At 67.4% G+C, this 20,154-nt stretch carries 23 protein-coding genes; 14 read left to right on the top strand and 9 right to left on the bottom strand.

Annotated features, from left to right (window positions below):
• Positions 1-9: 9 nt before the first annotated feature.
• Entirely contained in the window at positions 10-1,191 is a 1,182-nt protein-coding gene (locus ACTF4R_RS03060; protein ID WP_440006140.1) for a redox-regulated ATPase YchF, read from the bottom strand.
• Positions 1,192-1,414: 223 nt separating this feature from the next.
• Here ACTF4R_RS03060 and ACTF4R_RS03055 point away from each other — a divergent pair, with 223 nt between their 5' ends.
• The 5 genes from ACTF4R_RS03055 to ACTF4R_RS03035 all read left to right on the top strand — a co-directional run bounded on the left by ACTF4R_RS03055 (position 1,415) and on the right by ACTF4R_RS03035 (position 5,806).
• Positions 1,415-2,959, top strand: coding sequence for an acyl-CoA carboxylase subunit beta (locus tag ACTF4R_RS03055; RefSeq protein WP_440006673.1), 1,545 nt, complete (start codon positions 1,415-1,417; stop codon positions 2,957-2,959).
• Positions 2,940-3,209: a DUF8022 family protein gene (locus ACTF4R_RS03050; RefSeq protein WP_440006138.1), complete on the top strand. Its 270-nt coding sequence runs from the start codon at positions 2,940-2,942 to the stop codon at positions 3,207-3,209. The genes ACTF4R_RS03055 and ACTF4R_RS03050 overlap by 20 nt, the downstream gene beginning before the upstream one ends.
• Before the next feature lie 179 nt (positions 3,210-3,388).
• Positions 3,389-4,381 carry a CDP-glycerol glycerophosphotransferase family protein gene (locus ACTF4R_RS03045; RefSeq protein ID WP_440006137.1) on the top strand — a complete coding sequence of 331 codons (993 nt, stop codon included), beginning with the start codon at positions 3,389-3,391 and terminating at the stop codon, positions 4,379-4,381.
• Positions 4,369-5,064, top strand: a complete 696-nt coding sequence (locus ACTF4R_RS03040) for an NTP transferase domain-containing protein (protein ID WP_440006135.1) — start codon at positions 4,369-4,371, stop codon at positions 5,062-5,064. Before ACTF4R_RS03045 ends, ACTF4R_RS03040 begins: the two co-directional genes overlap by 13 nt.
• Positions 5,065-5,104: 40 nt before the next feature.
• The gene (locus ACTF4R_RS03035; RefSeq protein WP_440006133.1) at positions 5,105-5,806 is read left to right on the top strand and encodes a glycerophosphodiester phosphodiesterase; all 702 of its coding nucleotides are present in this window, start codon (positions 5,105-5,107) and stop codon (positions 5,804-5,806) included.
• Between the two features lie 34 nt (positions 5,807-5,840).
• Here ACTF4R_RS03035 and ACTF4R_RS03030 read toward each other — a convergent pair whose 3' ends face one another.
• Positions 5,841-6,662, bottom strand: a complete 822-nt coding sequence (locus ACTF4R_RS03030) for a class I SAM-dependent methyltransferase (protein WP_440006132.1) — start codon at positions 6,660-6,662, stop codon at positions 5,841-5,843.
• A 423-nt stretch (positions 6,663-7,085) separates the two neighbouring features.
• On the opposite strand from ACTF4R_RS03030, the gene ACTF4R_RS03025 reads away from it, so the two are divergent.
• Positions 7,086-8,921, top strand: a complete 1,836-nt coding sequence (locus ACTF4R_RS03025) for an acetyl-CoA carboxylase biotin carboxylase subunit (RefSeq protein ID WP_440006130.1) — start codon at positions 7,086-7,088, stop codon at positions 8,919-8,921.
• A 6-nt stretch (positions 8,922-8,927) separates the two neighbouring features.
• Here ACTF4R_RS03025 and ACTF4R_RS03020 read toward each other — a convergent pair whose 3' ends face one another.
• Positions 8,928-9,644: a class I SAM-dependent methyltransferase gene (locus ACTF4R_RS03020; RefSeq protein ID WP_440006128.1), complete on the bottom strand. Its 717-nt coding sequence runs from the start codon at positions 9,642-9,644 to the stop codon at positions 8,928-8,930.
• 171 nt (positions 9,645-9,815) lie between these two features.
• Here ACTF4R_RS03020 and ACTF4R_RS03015 point away from each other — a divergent pair, with 171 nt between their 5' ends.
• Entirely contained in the window at positions 9,816-10,151 is a 336-nt protein-coding gene (locus tag ACTF4R_RS03015; RefSeq protein WP_440006126.1) for a DUF7344 domain-containing protein, read from the top strand.
• Between the two features lie 45 nt (positions 10,152-10,196).
• The gene (locus ACTF4R_RS03010) at positions 10,197-11,159 is read left to right on the top strand and encodes a biotin--[acetyl-CoA-carboxylase] ligase (RefSeq protein WP_440006125.1); all 963 of its coding nucleotides are present in this window, start codon (positions 10,197-10,199) and stop codon (positions 11,157-11,159) included.
• Between the two features lie 3 nt (positions 11,160-11,162).
• On the opposite strand, the gene ACTF4R_RS03005 is transcribed toward ACTF4R_RS03010, so the two are convergent.
• Together ACTF4R_RS03005 and ACTF4R_RS03000 are read right to left on the bottom strand one after the other, a co-directional pair.
• Positions 11,163-11,654, bottom strand: coding sequence for a universal stress protein (locus tag ACTF4R_RS03005; protein WP_433624730.1), 492 nt, complete (start codon positions 11,652-11,654; stop codon positions 11,163-11,165).
• A gap of 142 nt (positions 11,655-11,796) precedes the next feature.
• The gene (locus ACTF4R_RS03000; protein WP_440006123.1) at positions 11,797-12,810 is read right to left on the bottom strand and encodes an amidohydrolase family protein; all 1,014 of its coding nucleotides are present in this window, start codon (positions 12,808-12,810) and stop codon (positions 11,797-11,799) included.
• 175 nt (positions 12,811-12,985) lie between these two features.
• Between ACTF4R_RS03000 and ACTF4R_RS02995 the strand changes: the two genes are divergently transcribed.
• Together ACTF4R_RS02995 and ACTF4R_RS02990 are read left to right on the top strand one after the other, a co-directional pair.
• Complete coding sequence (locus ACTF4R_RS02995) at positions 12,986-13,663, top strand: MBL fold metallo-hydrolase (RefSeq protein WP_440006121.1); 678 nt, start codon at positions 12,986-12,988, stop codon at positions 13,661-13,663.
• A gap of 102 nt (positions 13,664-13,765) precedes the next feature.
• Complete coding sequence (locus tag ACTF4R_RS02990; RefSeq protein ID WP_440006119.1) at positions 13,766-15,829, top strand: hypothetical protein; 2,064 nt, start codon at positions 13,766-13,768, stop codon at positions 15,827-15,829.
• A 3-nt stretch (positions 15,830-15,832) separates the two neighbouring features.
• Here the strand turns inward: ACTF4R_RS02990 and ACTF4R_RS02985 are convergent, their stop codons facing one another.
• Entirely contained in the window at positions 15,833-15,964 is a 132-nt protein-coding gene (locus ACTF4R_RS02985) for a DUF7503 family protein (protein ID WP_440006118.1), read from the bottom strand.
• A gap of 173 nt (positions 15,965-16,137) precedes the next feature.
• Between ACTF4R_RS02985 and ACTF4R_RS02980 the strand changes: the two genes are divergently transcribed.
• On the top strand, positions 16,138-16,548 hold the full coding sequence (locus ACTF4R_RS02980) for a JAB/MPN domain protein-containing protein (RefSeq protein WP_113275712.1): 411 nt from the start codon (positions 16,138-16,140) through the stop codon (positions 16,546-16,548).
• Here the strand turns inward: ACTF4R_RS02980 and ACTF4R_RS02975 are convergent.
• The 3 genes from ACTF4R_RS02975 to ACTF4R_RS02965 form a co-directional block, all read right to left on the bottom strand.
• Positions 16,540-16,749, bottom strand: a complete 210-nt coding sequence (locus ACTF4R_RS02975; protein ID WP_113275711.1) for a ribbon-helix-helix domain-containing protein — start codon at positions 16,747-16,749, stop codon at positions 16,540-16,542. The two genes, ACTF4R_RS02980 and ACTF4R_RS02975, sit on opposite strands and share 9 nt — an antisense overlap.
• Before the next feature lie 93 nt (positions 16,750-16,842).
• Positions 16,843-17,577 carry an archaeal proteasome endopeptidase complex subunit beta gene (psmB, locus tag ACTF4R_RS02970; protein WP_440006115.1) on the bottom strand — a complete coding sequence of 245 codons (735 nt, stop codon included), beginning with the start codon at positions 17,575-17,577 and terminating at the stop codon, positions 16,843-16,845.
• Positions 17,578-17,650: 73 nt separating this feature from the next.
• The gene (locus tag ACTF4R_RS02965; protein ID WP_433624359.1) at positions 17,651-17,824 is read right to left on the bottom strand and encodes a hypothetical protein; all 174 of its coding nucleotides are present in this window, start codon (positions 17,822-17,824) and stop codon (positions 17,651-17,653) included.
• 314 nt (positions 17,825-18,138) lie between these two features.
• On the opposite strand from ACTF4R_RS02965, the gene tfe reads away from it, so the two are divergent.
• The 3 genes from tfe to ACTF4R_RS02950 are packed head-to-tail and all read left to right on the top strand — an operon-like array spanning position 18,139 to position 20,110.
• Positions 18,139-18,666: a transcription factor E gene (gene tfe, locus ACTF4R_RS02960; RefSeq protein WP_113275709.1), complete on the top strand. Its 528-nt coding sequence runs from the start codon at positions 18,139-18,141 to the stop codon at positions 18,664-18,666.
• Positions 18,666-19,340, top strand: a complete 675-nt coding sequence (locus ACTF4R_RS02955; RefSeq protein WP_113275708.1) for a DUF2110 family protein — start codon at positions 18,666-18,668, stop codon at positions 19,338-19,340. Before tfe ends, ACTF4R_RS02955 begins: the two co-directional genes overlap by 1 nt.
• The gene (locus ACTF4R_RS02950; protein ID WP_440006113.1) at positions 19,337-20,110 is read left to right on the top strand and encodes a DUF5803 family protein; all 774 of its coding nucleotides are present in this window, start codon (positions 19,337-19,339) and stop codon (positions 20,108-20,110) included. Before ACTF4R_RS02955 ends, ACTF4R_RS02950 begins: the two co-directional genes overlap by 4 nt.
• The last annotated feature ends 44 nt before the right edge of the window (positions 20,111-20,154 follow it).

Below are 20,154 nucleotides of genomic sequence, written 5' to 3'. Positions count from 1 at the left end.
GGCGCCGCGTCACTTGGCCGTGCTGACTATCTTGACGACGTCTCCCTCTTCGAGTTCGTAGGAGTCGCTTATCTCGCGGTCCGTCTTCGCGTTGACCGCGTGGAGGTAGCCGTCGCCGATGTCGCTGTGGACGGCGTACGCGAGGTCCCTCGGCGTCGACCCCCGGGGTAGCAGGTTGGCGTCCGGGAGGACGTTGCCCTGGCCGTCGGTCCACTTCGACTCGTTCTGGACGGGGTACGCCGTAATCTGGTCGAGGAGGTCGTAGACGGCCTCGTTCAGCGACTGCTGGACGCCCGTGCCGCCCCACTCCTGCATGACCGCCCGGATTCGTTCGAGGCCCTGCTCCTGTTCGTCGCTCACGTCGCCGACGATATCGAAGTCGTCGTCGCCGGGGTCGTAGTCGACCACGCCCGCCTCGACCGCCTGCCGGAGGGCGAGTTCTCCCTCCGCGGTCGCCGGGACGACCGGCTTGCCCGTCTCCCGGAGGCGCTCGACGTTCTCCTCCGGAGCGACGTCGGCCTTGTTCGCCACGAGGATTATCGGTTTCGTCCGTGCGCGCACGTCGCGCGCGAGCGCCTCGCGGTGTTCGTCGGTCCAGTCGCGGGGATTGTCGGGGTACTCCAGTTCGCGGAGGCTGGCCGCCACGTCGGCCTCCGTCGCGCCGAACCCCGTCAGCATCTCCGCCAGCGCGTCGTCGATGTCGAACCCCGGAGACCGGCTCTGGCGCTCGACGGTCTCCCAGTTGCGTTCGATTATGCCCGCGAGCCACATGTTCATCTCCTCCTCGATGAAATCGACCTCCTCGACGGGGTCGTGGCTCCCGACCTCGACCGGTTCGCCCTCCTCGTTCGTCCCGCCGGAGGCGTCGACGACGTTGAGGATGGCGTCCGCGTTCGTCAGTTCGTCGAGGAACTGGTTGCCCAGACCGCGGCCCTCGTGTGCGCCCGGGACGAGGCCGGCCACGTCGAGCAACTCGACGGGAACGTATCGCTTGCCGTCGTGGCAGGCCTCGTTGCCGCAGCGCTCGTCGCGTTCGAGGCAGGGACAGTCCGTGCGCACCGAACTCACCCCGCGATTGGCGTCGATGGTGGTGAACGGGTAGTTCGCCACGTCCACGTCGGCCATCGTCGCCGCCTTGTAGAAGGTGGATTTGCCCGCGTTGGGCTTGCCCGCCAGCGCGATGGAAATCATGCGTGGTGGTACCGCCGTTGCGGGGAACTGCCTTTCGGTTCTCCGGGTCCGGGTCGCGGTGGCGGTGCCGGACGCCGACGAGAGTCCGGGAACGAGCGAACGCCCGGCGAGAACGCCGAATCTCCGCCGTACCACCCGGAGTGACGGTTTAGGAAACCTTTTCCCGCCACTCGTACTGCAAACGCCCAATGAGAACCCATCGGAGGGACGCCAGACCATGACGATGGACGACAGCATCGACGACCTGCGAGAGAAGCGCGCGGAAGCCGAGAAAGGTGGCGGCGAGGACCGCATCGAGAAGCAACACGAGAAGGGGAAGATGACGGCGCGCGAGCGCATCGACTACTTCCTCGACGACGACAGCTTCAACGAGTTCGACCAGCTTCGGACCCACCGGAGCCACAACTTCGGGATGGAGGAAAAGCAGGCGTACGGCGACGGCGTCGTCACGGGGTACGGCGAGGTCAACGGCCGGACCGTGTTCGTGTTCGCCCACGACTTCACCGTCTTCGGCGGGTCGCTCGGCGAGGTGTTCGCCGAGAAGGTCTGCAAAGTGATGGACAAGGCGATGGAGGTCGGCGCGCCGGTCGTCGGCCTGAACGACTCCGCCGGGGCGCGCATCCAGGAGGGCGTCGCCTCGCTCGCGGGCTACGCCGACATCTTCCACCGCAACCAGCAGGCCAGCGGCGTCATCCCCCAGATTTCGGCCATCATGGGGCCGTGCGCCGGCGGCGCGGTCTACTCGCCGGCCATCACGGACTTCATCTTCATGGTGAAGGACACGAGCCACATGTTCATCACCGGCCCGGACGTCATCGAGACCGTCACGGGCGAGGAGGTCACCTTCGAGGAACTCGGCGGGGCGACGACCCACAACTCCGAGAGCGGCGTCGCGCACTTCGCCGAGGACGGCGAGAAGGAGGCGCTCGACGACATTCGACGTCTGCTCTCCTACCTCCCGCAGAACAACGTCGAGGACCCGCCGAGGGTAGAGCCCTGGGACGACCCCGACCGCCGCGACGAGGAACTGAAGTCGGTCGTGCCCGACCAGCCGAAGAAGCCCTACGACATGACGCGGGTCGTCGAGGGCGTCGTCGACGAGGACTCCTTCTTCGAGGTCCAGGAGGGGTACGCCAAGAACCTCGTCGTCGGATTCGGTCGGCTCGACGGTCGCTCGGTGGGCGTCGTCGCCAACCAGCCACGGGTGAACGCCGGCACGCTCGACATCGAAGCGTCGGAGAAGGGCTCGCGGTTCGTCCGGTTCTGCGACTCGTTCAACATCCCCATCGTCACCTTCGTCGACGTGCCCGGCTTCATGCCCGGCACGGACCAGGAGCACGGCGGCATCATCCGCCACGGCGCGAAGCTGCTGTACGCGTTCTCCGAGGCGACGGTCCCGCTACTGACCGTCATCACGCGGAAGGCGTACGGCGGCGCGTACGACGTGATGGCCTCCAAGCACATCGGCGCGGACGTGAACTACGCGTGGCCGACCGCGGAAATCGCCGTGATGGGGCCGAAGGGAGCGGTGAACGTCCTCTACAGCGACGAACTCGACGCGGCCCAGGACCCCGACGAGCGCCGGGACGAACTCATCGACGAGTACCGCGACCAGTTCGCGAACCCCTACACCGCGGCGGACCGCGGGTTCGTCGACGACGTCATCGAACCGCAGGACACCCGCCCGCGGCTCGTGAAGGACCTGGAGATGCTCGAAACGAAACGCGAGTCCCAGCCGGAGAAGAAGCATGGCAACATCCCGCTCTGAGGACGTCGACCTGTCGATCCTCGACGACGCCACCGAGGCGGAGGCGGCGGCCATCGCCGCCGCCGTGAGCGCGCACCTCAGCGCGCGCGCCGCGGCGGCCGCGGCCAGCGAGGAGACGGGGACCGACTGGGAGGGCAAGCGCTGGGGATTCGCGGGGAAGGTCGCGCGCCTGCAGAACCGCGACGTGCGCGTCCCCACCGACGCGCCGACCGACCCCTGGAGCGCGGCCGGACGCTCCAGTCGCTTCTAACCGCATCGCCTCCGGCCTGCGGTTCTGTCTACAGTCTGGCAATCATCTCTAAATACGAGAACGTACTACTAGCGAACAACTACTCGCTCTCGGGAGACGGTCGTGGGACTCGTCAGTCGATATCCGGACGACCACCGGTAGATTTCGTTTCACTCTGGGAGCGCGTGGGGGTGTTCTTCATGACTAAAGTACTGTACGTCATCGAGCGCGAATTCATGCGGAAGACGTTCGAGGCGATAGACCGACACGTCGACGCCGAATCGGCCTACGTCGCGGTCAGGTCCGAAGCCGTCGGTTGTTGCGAACGGATTCCCGAGGTCGAGGTAGACGACGTATCCGACGTCGACCGCCACGTCCGCGAGGTCGACCCGGACGTGGTGGTGTACAACCACCGGTTCCGCATCGAGGACGCGACGTTCCACGAGGAGTATCCGCTGGTCCACGCCCGACACGGCGCGTCCATCGGACGGGGGGAGATCGAGACGACCACTTCGACGACCAGCGACGCGGTGGACGTCGCACTCGCGCCCGGAGAGCGGTGGGCGCGGCGGTACGAGGAGGCGTACCCGGCGGACGTCGACGTGTCGGTGGTCGGCATCCCCGAGGCCGACGACCTCGTGGCGGCCGACCCGCCCCGCGAGCGGCGCGTGCTGTACGCGCCGACCAACCACAACTACGGCGGCGGGTCGTACCTCGACACGGCCGAGGCGGTCCTCGACCTGTTCGCCGACACGGAGTACGAACTCCTGTTCCGGCCCCACCCGATGGACCGAAGGGAGGACCCCGGGAAGTCACTGACCACCGAGTGTCGGGAGCGCATCGCGGACCTGCCGAACGTGGTCTTCGACGAGGCCGAGACGCCCCGCGAGAGCGTGCTGGCGTCGGACCTGCTGCTCTCGGACTACTCGGGCATCGTGACCGAGTGGCTCCACACCGAACGGCCGCTCGTCCAGTTCACCGACCTCGCGTCCGATGACGGCGAGGTACCCGGGATAGGGCACGTGACGGCCGTCGACGACCTCGACCTCGGGACCGTCGACGACCTCTACGAGCGCGGCTACTCCGACCGGGTGGCCGAGCGCGAGGCCGCCGTCCGGTCGGACCTCGGCATCCCGATGGACGGCTCTGCCGGCGAGCGCGCCGCACGGGAGGTGACGGCATGCACGGAGTGATACTGGCGGCGGGTCGGGGCAGTCGGATGAACGAGGTGACCGACGACGCGCCGAAGGCGTTCCTCGAGGTCTCGGGGCGGACGCTGTACGACCGCCAGCGCGAGACGCTCGCCGACCGCGTCGACGGCATCACGGTCGTCCTCGGCTACGAGGCCACGACCGTCCGCGACCACCTCTCGTCGGCGGACGCGCTGGTGCTCGACCGGTGGGACGAGTACGACAACGCCGAGTCGCTCCGTCGCGCGCTCGAACGCGTCGACGACGACGTGCTCGTGCTAAACGGCGACGTGCTCGTCGCGCCGTCGGTGCTCGACCGGCTGATTCGACGCTACGAGGAACTCGACGGCGAGTACAACGTCGTGGGGTGTCTCCCGGGCGTACAGGAGGAACACACCGCCATCCGGGGCGACGACGCGGGCAACGTCGTCGACTACGGCGAGATTCGCGGTCACCGCCACGCCGGCATCGGCATCGTCAGTCGCCGCCATCACGACGCGGCGACTGACGTGCTCGCCGGCAACCGCACTGGCTGGTACCCCCATCTCTATCCCGAGACCCCGACCAAGCGCGTGTTCGTCCAGCCGGACGCCCACATCGAGATCAACCGTCCGTCCGACCTCGAGGCCGCACGAGAGCGGCTTCCCCTGGTCCGTCAGGTCGAGCAGGACGCCGGAAAGTCTTAGGAAGGCTTATACGGCAAGCGTCCCGTTCCACCGGCAACGAATGGAGATTATCGCCCATCGTGGGTGTGCCGAGGAGTATCCCGAGAACACGATTCGCGCGGTCGAACGCTCTTCTCGACGTCTACCGGCCGTGGAACTGGACGTGCGGCAGTGCCGGTCCGGCGAACTCGTCGTCTTCCACGACGAGACGGTAGGCCGGGTGACCGACGGACGCGGCTCCGTCGCCGGGATGGACTGGACTCGCCTCCGGGAACTCGAGGTGCTCGACTCAGGCGAACGGATTCCGCTCCTCTCGGAAGCGCTGGCCGCGATTCCGCCGGACGTCGGAGCGCAGGTCGAACTGAAGCAGGCCGGCGTCGCCGCGGACGCGGTGGCGACCGTCGCCGACGCTCGCGTCGACGCGCGGTTCACCTCCTTCCGTCCGGAGGTGCTGACCGAGGTCCGCGACCACGACCCCTGCGCCCCGCTGGGCTACCTGTTCGGACAGGCCGTCGGCGTCGAGACCGGTCTCGACACCGCTCTTGCGCTCGACTGCGACTACCTCCACCCGCACGCTACGCTGTGTCTGGAGACCGACGTTGTCGAGCGCGCGCAGGAAGTCGGGATGGACGTCGTCGCCTGGGGCGTCGACGACGCCGCGACCGTCGAGGCGCTCCAGGAGGCGAACGTGGACGGCGCGACAGCCGATAGCTGGACGCTGACGGGCGAGCGCGCGGAAGTCGAGGCGATGGCCGCGGACTGAGTCCGGGGGTCGGTCTACGACGCGAAGACCGGGACTACGCCCGGCAGACGGCCAGCATGTGTTCGGACCAGTCGACGGCGGTGCGGTCCTCCCGGAGCGTCCTGACGACCTCGCGGACGTCCTCGACGGCCTCCTCGTCGGCCGCCGACAGCTCTTCGTTCATCCGCGAGGCGACGTTCTCCAGGCCGACGAGGCGCTCGACCTCCAGTCCCGCCGCCGCCAGTTCGCGCTCGAACTCCTCGGCGCGGAAGAGATGGCACTCCGCCCAGCCCTCGCCGTCGCCCAGTTCCGCGACCCGCTCTTCGGTGTACTTGCCGTCGGCGGCGACGGGCACGAGCAGGCCGTGCGAGCCGTCGAGGGCGAACTTGACCACGTCCCGGAGCGCGGCGAGTCGGCCGATGACGGAGACGAAGACGGGACGACCGGAGCGGGCGACCCGCCGGAGTTCGGCCACGGCCGTCGCGCGTTCGTCGTCGTCGACGACGTGCGAGAGGGGGCCGCCGAGACAGCAGACCGCGTCGAAGCGTTCGTCCTCGAATTCGAGGTCGCGCACGTCGCCCCGCTCCGCCGTCACGCGGTCGGCGAGGCCGCGCTTCGTGGCCTTCTCGCGTGCGAGCGCCACCTGTTCGGCCGAGAGGTCGACGAGCGTCACGTCGTGGCCGCGCTCGGCGAGCCAGAGCGAGTACCGGCCCGCAGCGCCACCGGCGTCGAGGACGTGACCCGAGTCGGGCAGGTATCGGTCGAGGTAGTCGGTCGTGTTCTCGAACTCCATGCGAGTGACGGGGTCGCGGTCGAGACGCTCCCACTCACTCTCCCCGAACTCGTCGTAGTAGCGACGGGGGTCCATGTCCGTCATCGTCGCGCCCCCGCGAGGGTCTCACGAGTCGTTTCGCTGTCGGTGCGTCGTTCGTATCGCGTGTGTAACTGCATCGTTGTCGTGGTGGAGACGGTCTGCTGGCGAGCGAGCGGTCCGAATCGCCGGGTTTCACCCCGACGCCGTTCCACCGGCAGAATCGAGGCTCCACCCGACGAAAGCAGTCGCTGGTCCCGGATTCGGGAACCGAGCGCGGGGTGGAGCGGTACGCTGCACGACAGACGTGTCAGTCTACGTGGCAATAACGGTTTCGCTCGTGCGCTGGCGGCCGGGGCGGCCGAACTGCCGACGACGCCCGGTCGTTTCTCCGCCGCGTATCGTGCCGTCAACGGCGGTTCAACGAGTGGTTGACGCAATCGAGAACCGATAGAATGAGGTTACCCACCCGAATATTCACCCGCAAGAATGTTCGATAAGGTTCTCGTCGCAAATCGCGGGGAGATCGCGGTGCGCGTGATGCGAGCGTGCCGAGAGCTCGGTATCGACACTGTCGCGGTGTACAGCGAGGCCGACCGCAACGCCGGCCACGTCCGGTACGCCGACGAGGCGTACAACGTCGGACCGGCGCGCGCCGCGGACTCGTACCTCGACCACGAGGCGGTCATCGACGCCGCGAAGAAGGCCGACGCCGACGCCATCCACCCCGGCTACGGCTTCCTCGCGGAGAACGCGGAGTTCGCGGGCAAGGTCGAGGAGACCGAGGGCGTGCAGTGGATCGGCCCCTCGGCCGACTCGATGGAGCAACTCGGCGAGAAGACCCACGCCCGCAAGACGATGCAGGAGGCCGACGTGCCCATCGTGCCCGGCACGACCGACCCCGTCGAGGACCCCGAGGAAGTGACGGAGTTCGGCGACGAACACGGCTACCCCATCGCCATCAAGGCCGAAGGTGGCGGCGGCGGCCGCGGGATGAAGGTCGTGCGCGGTCCCGAGGAGGCCGACGACCAGCTCGAATCCGCCAAGCGCGAGGGCGAGGCGTACTTCGACAACGACAACGTCTACCTCGAACGCTACCTCGAGAACCCCCGGCACATCGAGGTCCAGATCATCGCGGACCACCACGGCAACGTCCGCCACCTCGGCGAGCGCGACTGCTCGCTGCAGCGCCGCCACCAGAAGGTCGTCGAGGAGGGGCCGTCGCCCGCGCTCTCCGACGAACTTCGCGAGCGAATCGCCGAGGCGGCCCGGCGCGGTGCCGACGCCGCGGGCTACCGCAACGCCGGGACCTTCGAGTTCCTCGTCGAGGAGGAGGACCGCGAGGACGGCGAACTGCTCGGCCCGGACGCGAACTTCTACTTCCTCGAAGTGAACACGCGCATCCAGGTCGAACACACGGTCACGGAGGAGCTCACGGACATCGACATCGTGAAGTGGCAGATTCGGGTCGCCGCCGGCGAGGCGTTCGACTTCGACCAGGACGACGTCGACCTGGAGGGCCACGCGATAGAGTTCCGCATCAACGCGGAGAACGCCGCCGACGACTTCTCGCCCGCGACCGGCGGGGAGCTGACGACCTACGACCCGCCGGGCGGCATCGGCGTCCGCGTCGACGACGCGCTCCGGCAGGGCGACGACCTCGTGACCGACTACGACTCGATGGTTGCGAAGCTCATCGTCCACGCGTCGGACCGCGAGGAGTGTATCGCCCGCTCGCGGCGCGCGCTCGCCGAGTACGACATCGAGGGCATCCCGACCATCATCCCGTTCCACCGGCTGATGCTCGACGACGAGCGGTTCGTCGCGGGCAAGCACACGACGAAGTACCTCGACCACCACCTCGACAACCAGCGTCTCGTCGACGCCCAGGAGAAGTGGGGGACGGAGACCGAATCCACCGGCGACGACGAGGAGGTCGTCGAACAGGAGTTCACCGTCGAGGTCAACGGCAAGCGCTTCGAGGTGAACCTCGAACAGCGCGGCGCGGCGGCCATCCCGGCCGGCGGGTCCGGCTCCGGCTCCGGCGGCGGCCAGAAACCGCAGCCCGCGGGCGGTAGCGACGACGGCGGCGAGTCCGTCGTCGAGGGCGAGGGCGAGCAGATCACCGCCGAGATGCAGGGCACCATCCTCGACGTGAAGGTCGAGGAGGGCGACGAGATTTCGTCCGGCGACGTGGTCTGCGTGCTGGAGGCGATGAAGATGGAGAACGACGTGGTCGCCTCCCGCGGCGGCACCGTCACGCAGGTCGCCATCGGCGAGGGCGACAGCGTCGACATGGGCGACACGCTCGTCCTCGTCGACTGACGGACACTACTCTTCTCGGCGAAAGGCGACGCTGTACATCCGTCCCGTGTCGACGCCGTCTCCCGCCCGCTCCTCGGCGGCTTCGGCTCGCGCGACGAGGGCGTCCCCGAGGTCGGCCGGGAGTTCCGCTGCGTGCTCGCGAACGAGGTCCACGTGGGCGGACAGCAGGTCCGGCGTCCAGGGTACGGGGTCGAGCAGCGTCTCCGTCCGGGTCGGCCGCCAGCCGTAGCCGGCACAGAGCCGTCGGACCAGGGACTCGGGGTAGAAGGTCAGCGCCGGGTCGCCGGTCGCGAGTCGGCTAGCGGCGTTCTCGACGTCGAAGAGGTCGGCGACGGGCGCGGCCGCCGACGTCTCGGGAACGGGGTCGTAGTCGTCGACGACCAGCCACGCGCCTGACCTGGCGACCCGGGCGAGTTCGGCGAGAATCGGTCCCAGCGTCTCGGGGGAGACGACGTTGACGAGCGCGTGCGCGGTGACGACGTCCACGCTGTCGTCGGGAAGCGGCGTCGCGGCGAGGTCGGCGGTCAGGACCGAGACGCGACCGGGGTCGACGCGCTCGCGAGTGCGGTCGGCGTGGTCGGCGTCGTCGGTCACGGCGTAGACGCGCTCGGCCCCGGCGTCGGCGAGCGCGACGGAAGCGTTGCCCGCGCCCGCGCCGGCCTCCAGGCAGACGGCGTCCTCGACGGGAAGGTCCGCTATCGCCGTTCGTACGGTATCGGACATCGTTCGCGTCGACGCTCGCAGGCCAGGCGCTTCTATCTTTCACTCCGGTCGGCCCAACTGGTTCGGCACAACGGACAATCCCTCCCGTTGCCAATTGCCCACCGTTCGTCGCACGTGAACCCGCGAAGGAGCGTTCACCCTGGCGGGTTTCGTTCGTGCGACGACGCAACCATGACACGCTGCACTGTTCACAACGACGCAAGTGGGGTATCGGTCGACGACGCCATGGACGCGCTCGCCGCACGACGACGGCGAGTGCTGCTCGAACACCTCTTCGAGGAGCGGCGAGCGACGGTCGGGGAACTCGCGGACGAACTCGTGGACGGCCCCCGGCGGACCGACCGCCTGCGGGTCCGGACCGAACTCGTTCACGTGGACCTTCCTCGTCTCGCCGACGCGGGAATCGTCGCGTTCGAACGCGACGCCGACACCGTCGCGCTCGACGGAGAGTTGCCGCTCGTGCGACGCTCGCTCGAAGCGGCCCGCCGGTACGAAGGGCGAACGTAATCGAGGAGCGGACCATTCTTGGTGAGCGTGTGCGAAGGGGTTTCCATGAACGAGACGCGCCGCGCCGTCCTCGATGCCCTGGCGGAGGGACCGGTCGCCGGCCCGGACCTCGCCGACCGCTTCGACGTCTCGCGGAACGCCGTCTGGAAACACGTCGAGGCGCTCCGCGACGCTGGATTCGAGATTCACAGCAGCGACGCTGGCTACGAACTCGCCGCAGTTCCGGAGTTCGGCGGTTCCACGGTCGAGTACGGACTGGAAGCGCCCTTCGACGTCGAGTACCACGACGCCATCGCGAGCACGAACGACCGTGCGCGCGAACTCGCCGCGACGAGCGAATCCGACGTGGTCGTGCTGGCCGACGAGCAGACCGGCGGCCGCGGACGACTCGACCGCGAGTGGGTCGGTCCGAGCGGCGGCGTCTGGCTGAGCCTGCTCGTGCGACCTGACGTCCCGCCGTCCCACGCGCCGCTGTTGACGCTCGCCGCGGCGGTCGCCGTGACCCGCGCCGCCCGAGAGGCCGGCGTTCCCGCGGAGATAAAGTGGCCGAACGACGTCGTCGTGCCGGCGGACGGCGGCGACGGTGACGGCGACTCGTCGGCGCGCGTCGGCCGGAAACTGGCCGGTATCCTCACCGAGATGGAGGGCGAGGCGGACCGCGTCTCGTGGGCGGTCGTCGGCGTCGGCGTGAACGCGAACGTCCCCGGCGAACGCCTGCCGGCGGAGGCGACGAGCGTCCAGGAGGAGTCGGGGCCGGTCGAACGACGCGTCTTCGTCCAGCGACTGCTGGAGACGTTCGACGAGTTGCGTGCCGACCCCGACGCGGTACTGCCGGCGTGGCGCGAGTACGCGGCGACGCTCGGGCAGCGCGTCCGCGTCGAGACTCCTGCCGGAACGGTCGAAGGCAACGCCGTGGACGTGACAGTCCCGGGCGCACTGGTGGTCGAGACCGACGAGGGTCGGGTCCACGTCCACGCGGGCGACTGCGAACACCTGCGGCCCGCGTAGGCCCTACGAACTTCCCTTCATCTCGCCGACGCTGTCGGCGGTCGGCGGTTCTTCCTCGTCCTCGTCGCCGACCCGGACGGTCATCACGGGAACGGAGCACGAGCGGACGACGCGTTCTGCGACGCTGCCGAGCAGGAGTCGGTCGATGCCGCCCCGTCCGTGCGTCCCCATCACGACGAGGTCGCAGGCCTCGCGTTCGGCGTGACGGACTATCTCCTTGTTCGGCGGTCCCTCGACGACGTCAGTGCTGACGGGCACGTCGTACGGTTCGGCGAACTCCTCGACGTCCGCGAGCGCCGACTCGCCCTCCTCGCGCAACACCTCGTTGACGTCCTCCCACGAGGTCTCCATCGGGAGTCCCGCGAACGTCGCCGTGTTGACGACGTACAGTCCGCGCAGTTCCGCGTCGTGTACCTCGGCCAGTTCGGCGGCGTGTTCGACGACGCGTCGCGTCTCCGCGGAACCGTCCGTCGGCACGAGGATGCGGTCGTACATAGACACGTTATCGCATGTCACGGGACGGGGCCGCTTAACCCTTTCCCGAAAGGACAGCGCGAGGCCCACCGTCGGCGAGACGGTACGAACGGGGGCGAGTGGAGAACGGCGGGAGTTCGGGGGACGGACGGAGACCGCCGGCTCAGAGGACGACGTCTTTCACGTCGTCGGCCCCCGCCCGGCGGACGACCGCCCGGACCACGTTCCGGTAGCCCGCGAGGTTGTCCGAATCGCCGTCGAGAACGAGCAGTTTCGCGTCCCGACCCTCCTCGACGACGCCGCAGTCGAGACCGGCGACGCGCGCACCGTTCAGCGTCGCCATGCGAAGCACCTCGCGGGCCGAGGCGTCCGTGAGCTTCGCCGTGAACTCCATCTCGCGGAACATCGACGGGCTGTTCAACATCACGTTGTCGGTGCCCAGCGCGACCGTCGTCCTGTCGAGCAGGTCCCGCACGGGCGGCAGTCCGACGTCGGTGACGAGGTTCGAGCGCGGACAGACGACCACCGGAACCTCGCTGTCCTCGATGCGGTCTAGGTGGAGCGGCTCCGGGTGGACGACGTGGACGAGGAAGTCCGGCGAGAGGTCCAGCGCCGGGTTGACGTCGCTCGCGTCCGCTTCGCCGGCGTGGATGCCGAAGAGTTTCCCGGCGCGTTCGGTCGCCGAGCGTTCGCGCGAGAAGTCGCCGTCGTTCGCACCGCTCGCGCCGAACCCCTCGGCCGCCTCCATCGCGTCCACGGTCTCCCGCCCGAGGATGACCGGGTCGACGTCGAGACCGTCGACGGCCTCCCGTAGCGCGTAGACGCCCTCGACGCCCCCCTCGCGGAACTCGAGGAACGACGCGGTACCGGTCGATTGCATGAACTGCGCCGACCGCCGCATCGCCGCTATCTTCTCCTCGCGCGGGGTCGACCGGAGCAGCCGGTGTTTCAGGCCGTCCGGCGGCGCGACCAGTTCCTCCAGCGAGAGTCCCTCCCCGGCCTCCTTGGCGATGGAGTCGCCGACGTGCGTGTGCGCGTTGACGAACGCCGGGAGGACGACGTCGTCGGAATCGACCGTCGCCTCCTCGATGGCCGCTATCTCCCCGTCCTCGACGACGACGCGACCCTCGACTGGGTCGAACCGCGGGCCGCGCAGTATCGTACCCTCCAGAAACATGCGTGGAGGTTGTCAGCACCGGGACTTGAAACTCACCATTGACGCCTTCTCGGGAGGGGGCTGGCGTCTCCCCCCGACCGGCGACGCACGCGAAGGCGACCGCACCGACGCCTCGCGTCCTCGAATCGGCGCGGTCGCCCCGTCGATTTATGCACTCCGCGACGCGAATGTCAGTATGGGACTCAAGGAGACCACGCCTGCGACCGACTTCGAGGAGATAGACAGATGGGACGGCGGAGTCGGCTGGCTCGCCCACCCCGGGGAGAAGATGCAGCGTGCCAGCCACGCGCTCGCGGTCGACGACGACGTGTGGGTGGTCGACCCCGTCGACGCTCCGGGGGTCGACGACCTGTTCGCGGAGTTCGGCGACGTGGCGGGCGTGGTCGTGTTGCTCGGCCGGCACATGCGCGACGCCGAGGCGGTCGCGCGCCGCCACGACGTCCCCCTCTACCTTCCGACGTGGGTCCGTCGGAGCCCCGGACCGGACGTCGCGATACGGCGCTTCGAGGACACCCTCGCGGACACCGGCCTCCGCGTCCTGAAACTGGTCGACAACCCGGCATGGCAGGAGGCCGCGCTGTACGACGAGTCCACGGGAACGCTGGTCGTCGGCGACGTCGTCGGCACCGCGTCGTACTTCCTGACCGAGCACGAGCGCCTCGGCGTCCACCCGATGCTCCGCCTGTTCCCGCCGGACGAACTTCGCGGGCTGACGCCCGAGCGAATCCTCGTCGGTCACGGCGACGGCGTGTTCGACGACGCGACCGGCGCGCTCGCCGAAGCCGTGCGTGAATCCCGACAGCGCTCGGCGCAACTGTACGCCGACATCGTCCGCCAGCTCTCGCCGCTGTAGCGCATCTCAGAACGACGATACTTTTTTGGCGATACGCTACCACGGACGAGGCATGAACTCCGTGCGCCGGGACCCGACGTCTCGGAGCGAGGAGGTGAGAGCGTGACGCTTTCGTTCGGATTCCGTGAGGACCCCCCAGGACTGGAGGTCGTCGACCCGGTAGAGCGACGGACCGCCTCGCTGGCGACGCCCGACGTCGTCCGGCCCTCGTCCGCGGACGCCGACGCGTTCTGCTTCCCCGTCGACGACGCAGTTGCGGTCAGGACCGCGGCCGTAACCCTCCCGACGGCTGCAGCGGTGTACGTCCGGGACGCGAACGGTGAGATGGTCGCGAGCGCCGAGTGTGGCACGAGCCGCGAACTGCCCGCCGGGACGTACAGCGTCGAACTCTGCACGCCAGTGAAACTCTACCTGCGGGTCGAGAGTTCGCTCTCCGTCTCGGCGACGTTCGACCGCGTCGAACTCGCGTTCGACGGCGAGACCGAGATGTTCGTCGGCGCGCGGTCACACCATCGACGCCCGGCGGCGACGGTGAGGACGACCGCTGACCCCGAGGACTTGATGGCGGCGGTGTCGACGTTCGGGTCGGCGCTGAAGACGACGAGTCCCGAACGGTCGTTCCCGACGCTCCGGGGGCATCCCCCGACGGTCGAACTCGGCGACGACCTGGCGATTCCGGACGGACTCGACTCCCCCGACACCGGCGTCCGCATCGAACTTCCGCCTGACCCCTCCTACGTCTACCCCGCCGCGCCGCTCGCGTACTACCTCGGCGCGGACCTCGTTCCGGGGACCACCCCTCGCATCGTCGCCGACGGGGTCGACCACTCGCTTCGGACGACGCGCGGGTTCGAGGCGGAGGTCGAGCGCGTCCTCAAGGGAACCTTCCTGCTCGACTGCGTCACCCGGACGGAGGGGTACTACCCCGTCGACCTCCACGAACGCCGGCAGGTCGAACCGCTCGTGGACATCGACTTCGCCGACCTCTACGACGCCTCGCTCGCTGAGCGGCTGGCAGCGTACCTCGAGGTCCCGTACGCGCTGCTCGAAGAGCACGTCCCCGAGTGGCAACTGGCCGCCCACGTCGCGCCGGAGCCGGGGAACGTCGAGACGCTGCCGTTCGTCGTCGACGACCTCGCGGTCGTCCGGACCCCCGCGGCGTCCGAGCGGTCCGCGTCGAACGTCCAGCTGTCGGCCACCGACGAGTTCGTTCGGAACGGCGAGTTCACCCGGAGCGTCACGGAGTCGAGCGCCCCGGACCGGTCGCTGGTCGAACCGGACCTGACCGACGCCCAGGAGCAACTGTGGGTCGGCGACGACGCCCCGGTCGGGGCGAACAAGGCCATCGCGGAGGCGTTCCGCAACCGTCTCGAACGGACGTCGAGCGACGGCGAGATCGACATTACCGTCGTCTGCAACGACAGCAAGATGGACGAGGAGCGAACCCTCGCGGACGAGGTGTACGGCTCCCGCGAGGAACTGCCGTTCGACGTCACCGTTCGCAGCGACCTCACGACCGGCGAACTGCGCGACGCGCTCGCCCGCGAGACGCAGTTCTTCCACTACATCGGCCACATCGACGAGAACGGGTTCGACTGCGCCGACGGCTACCTCGACGCCCGGTCGCTCGACTCGGTCGGCGTCGAGGCGTTCTTCCTCAACGCCTGCCAGTCCTACGACCAGGGCGTCGCGCTCATCGAATCCGGCGCCATCGGCGGCGTCGTCACGCTGAACGACGTCGTCAACAGCGGCGCGGTCCGGGTCGGCAAGGCGATGTCGCGGCTGCTGAATCGCGGCTTCCCGCTCCGGGCCGCGCTGAACGTCGCGCGCGACCGCAGTCTCGTCGGCGGCCAGTACCTGGTCGTCGGCGACGGGAACGTCGACATTATTCAGACTGAAAATGCCGTGCCCGTTCTCCTCGAAATAGAATCAAAGAGTGGAAATCAGTTCGAGCTTACTCCGCGTAGTTTCGTCTCGAGCCAGGGAGGACTGGGAAGATTAGTAACACCGAAGATTGGTTGTGAGGATGAGTATTTCCTTTCTTCTGGGCCACTGAAGTCGTTTACCCAGAACAAGGCGAGACTGCAGAATCTGTTTGCACTCGACACGATACCCTTACTGTTTGATGGGACGTTCGTTTGGAGTGACGAGCTAGCGGAATTTTGAAAATTACGGTCCCGCAGGCCCTACAAGCATGCCCACAGTGTTCCCCGCTTGCGAGAGCAGCAGCAGCATCGTGAACATCGCGCCGATCATTCGGGGATTCTCTTCGAGGTACGAGGTCAGGTCGTTTTCTGCCATCGTGTTCGTATGAAACACCGCCATTATTATCAAATTTTTTAAACTATTTCGACATATAAATACGTTAAAATACCATCGTGACGATATCGAGGGGGAGCAACGTCTGCTCTCCCCGGCCTCTACAGGGTCGCCGCGAGCGACGGTGTTTTGTTTGGGCGACACGAACCACGGGCGTGGTGTACGTAACCCAGGGACTGGTAGAGGCGCTGCTGGAGCTGGCGGCCGAAGCCGAACCGGAGAAGGTGACGATCTCGCTCGCGGTCACGCCCGCGGGCGACCTCAGCGGCGACGTGGATCTGTCGCCGGAGACGCCCGTTTTCACCCACTTCTATCCGCCGGACGCGGGCGGATCGGTCACCGCCGTGTTCGGCATCGACCTCTCGATTCCGGCCGGGCAGACGCAGGGTCGGTTCGTCTCCCACCCGCAGGGCCCCCTCGAGGTCACGCGCAGCGACGACCTGCACGAGACCGTCATCGTCGCCGTGCCGCCCTGGGACGACGACTCCGTCGCCGCGTTCGACCGTTCCGGCCGCCGTCAGTCGCTGTCCCGCGTCGACGCCGAACCGCCGACCGAGCTACTCTAGGTAGCCCAGCTCTTCGAGCTGATCGGTTATCTCGTCGAACTCGGCGTCGGTGAGTTTCCCCTGCTTCTGGTGCTGGATGACGATGCTTCGCAGGAGAAAGCGCACGAGGTCGCTCGTGCTGGAGAAGCTCGTCCCCTCGATGGTGTCTTCGACGCGGTCGGCGAGGTCCTTCGGAATGGAAACCGTGGTGTAGTCCGTCATGACTGAACGGAGGGCCGCCGGCCGGTTAGACCTTTCCAAGCGGTCCGGTCGCTCGACGGTGACTCCGGACGGACGGAAGGAGAAATCCGAGAACTACAGGACGTCGTCGAAGTCCTTGTGACCCTGAATCTCGACGCCTTCCTCGGTTATCTCGGCGAGGAAGACGCCGTCACCGCTGCCGGTGTCGCGCTCGACGGCGCTCTTGATGCCGTGGGCGGCGATCTGCTTCCCTTCCTCGTTGCTCAGGCCCTCGGTGTACTCCTGTTCGAGGACGCCGTAGGCGAGCTGCATCCCGCTGCCCGTCACGGTGTAGTCGTCGGACATGACGCCGCCGGCGGGGTCGATGCTGTAGACGTGGTGACCATCCTCGTCGAGGCCGCCGAGGATGGGCGAGACGATGAAGAAGGGGCCGCCGCGGAGGAGGTTGCCGGCGAGCGTCGAGAGCGCCTGCATGCTCATGTGTTCGCCGCGCCGCGTCTCGTAGAGGTTCGACTCGATGCGCATCGTCTGGATGAACGACTGCGCACCGCCCACGGACCCGGCCATCGTCAGGGCCGCGTTCGGATGAATCTGCTCGACCTTCTGGACGTTCTTGTTGGAGACGAACCGACCGCCGAGACTGGCGCGCATGTCCGTCGCCATGACGACGCCCTCGTCCGTCGCCAGGCCGATGGTGGTCGTTCCGGTCTTGTTGACGTTCTCGAGGTCGTCCTTCGAGAAGTTGTTCTCCGGGAGCGATCCTATCTGGGGCTCGTAGGGGCTCGTTTCGCCGCCGTCGAGGCGGTCCATATTGCGCGAGAATTCGGAACCGTGCATTGGCGTACGCATTGGGCGAACGTAGTCCGCCAGCACTGATAAAACCAACCCTTCACGACCCCGTCGTGGAGCGTGGGGGTCGTCCTTACGCCGTCTCCGTGGCCTCGTAGGCGTCCTGGAGCCGCTCCACGACCCTGTGGATCGGGAAGGGGACCCCGAGCTGCCGGGCGAACAGGGCGACCGGAAGCAGGACGATACCGGTCAGGATGCTCATCTGGTACAGGGCGAACAGCATCGCGCGTCGAACGAATGCGATCATCGGAACCTCGCCCGTCGCTGGGCCATCGTAGTATAAAAGCATTGTTGAAATAAAGTTTACATAATGAATTTACATCACGTTTCGGGGCCGCGCAGTCGTGCGGTTCAACTGCGCTTGCAGTACGGTCAACTCCGTGGGAGTTCGACGGGGCGAAACCGTAGGCACGGGGTTTCCAACGCCGGTTGTACGCGTAAGTTATGAGGATAATCAATCTCTCGTGCGCAGTTCGGGCGCGGCGCTCGCGTATCTGACAGAATCGGTTCGACCGTCTCCCGATGGTTTTAAACGGTTGAACGCCCCCGTTTAACGTATCAATGGCTTTCGAGGACCTGCTGAGCGATCCGGTGATTCAGAAGTATCTCCACGAACTGGTCGGGCCGAAGGGGATGCCGGTCGCCGCCGCACCGCCGGACGGCGAGGTCACCGACGAGGAACTCGCCGAGGAACTCGACCTCGAACTCAACGACGTCCGCCGGGCGCTGTTCATCCTCTACGAGAACGACCTCGCCAGCTATCGCCGGCTGCGCGACGAGGACTCGGGATGGCTGACCTACCTCTGGACGTTCGAGTACGACAAGATTCCGGAGAACCTGGAGGAGGAGATGTACCGACTGCTAGACGCACTGAGACAGCGTCGGGAGTACGAGCGCACCCACGAGTTCTACCTCTGTGAAGTCTGTTCGCTTCGCTTCGAGTTCGGCGAGGCGATGGACTTCGGTTTCGAGTGTCCCGAGTGCGGGTCACCGCTCGAATCGATGGAGAACGCTCGGCTCGTCGACTCGATGGACGACCGCATCTCTGCACTCGAAGAGGAACTCAACGTCCAGGAACTCGAGGCATAATGGTCGTCCTGGCCACCAAACTGTACGTCAGCGGCGAAGCCGAACGACGTTCACGCGACGCGCTCGCCTCGCTCGTCGACAACGCCATCGGGGACCTCGACGTCGAGTACGACGTGGGCGTACGCCACGACGGCTTCGTCTCCGTCACCGTCGACGGCGAGGACGCGGTGGTAGCGCGCAACCTCCTCCGTGAGGAGTGGGGCGAGATAACGCCGGAACTCGACGCCGGCGAGACGTACGTCGGGACGCTCGAATCGTGGGACGACGATGGAATCGTCCTCGACGCCGGCCAGGACGTGCGAGTGCCGGCCGACGAACTCGGCCTCGGTCCCGGCACGCCGGAGCAGATCGTCGAGCGGTTCGGTCTCGTCCAGCACCTCCCCCTGCGGTTCGTGGCGGGCGGCGAGGACGCGCCGGCCCGACTCGCCGACGAGGAGCGCGACCGCCTGTTCGACTGGACGCGCGGCGCGGGTCGCGTGAACGTCAACAGCACGACGCGCGGCGAGGCGCGCGCGACCGTCAACCGCGCCGGTCACGCACAGGACATCGTCACCGTCGAACGACTCGGTCTCCTGGAACAGAGCATCGTCTGCAAGGAAGACACCGACCCGCCGGGGCTGCTCGCCAGCATCGGCGAGTACCTCCCGGCCGAACTTCGTTGCGTCATTCCATGAATCGACGGCTGCTGTTCGCGTTCGGGCTCCTGGGGATGATGGCCGCCAGCGCCGGCTGTTCGTCCGTGCTCGGCCCCGGACAGATCAGTCAAGACCGCTTGAACGACGACGCCGCCTACGACTGGGATACGTCGCAGTCCGTCACGTTCAACGTCACCAGCGGTAACTACCGGTCCATCTACGAGATGAACGGGAAGTCCTCGCTCGAAGTGTACCAGCACGAGTCGCTGGGCGGCAAACAGCCGGTCGAGATAGCGTCGGTCAAGTTTCGCTATCGGAACGGCACCGTCGTCGGGGCGAAACACATCGAGGTGAAGAAGACGAAGAAGAAGACGATAATCGAGCCGCCGGCGAAACGGGGGAAGCTGGCGTACACGGCACCGCGACGCGGGAAGACGTTCAGCGTCCCCACGTACGTCGACGACCGGACCTACGAGGTCGTCCTTCCGAAGGGGATGCGCGTGGACAACTTCCTGCTCAGCGACGTCAGTCCGGACAACCACGAACAGCACCGGACCGACGACAGGGTACACCTGGTGTGGGACGAACCGGTGAACGCCAACTCCATCACCGTCCGGTTCTATCTGGCGCGCGACGAGACCATCTTCACGGGCATCGTCGGCGTCGCCGGCGTCGTCGCCCTGCTCGGGCTGGCGTACTTCCGGTTCCAGATACGGAGGCTGGAGGAGAAACGCGAGGAGATGGGACTGAACGTGGACGTGTCCGACGACGACATCGGCGACGGCGGCCCGCCGCCGGGGATGCAGTAGAACCGTTTTCCGCCGGGATGCGATAGGGCTTTTCCGCTCGGGAA

It is taken from the genome of Halomicrococcus pelagicus, assembly GCF_051917725.1.
Classification (GTDB): Archaea; Halobacteriota; Halobacteria; order Halobacteriales; family Haladaptataceae; genus Halomicrococcus.
This window is presented reverse-complemented; position numbering and strand designations above follow the sequence as displayed.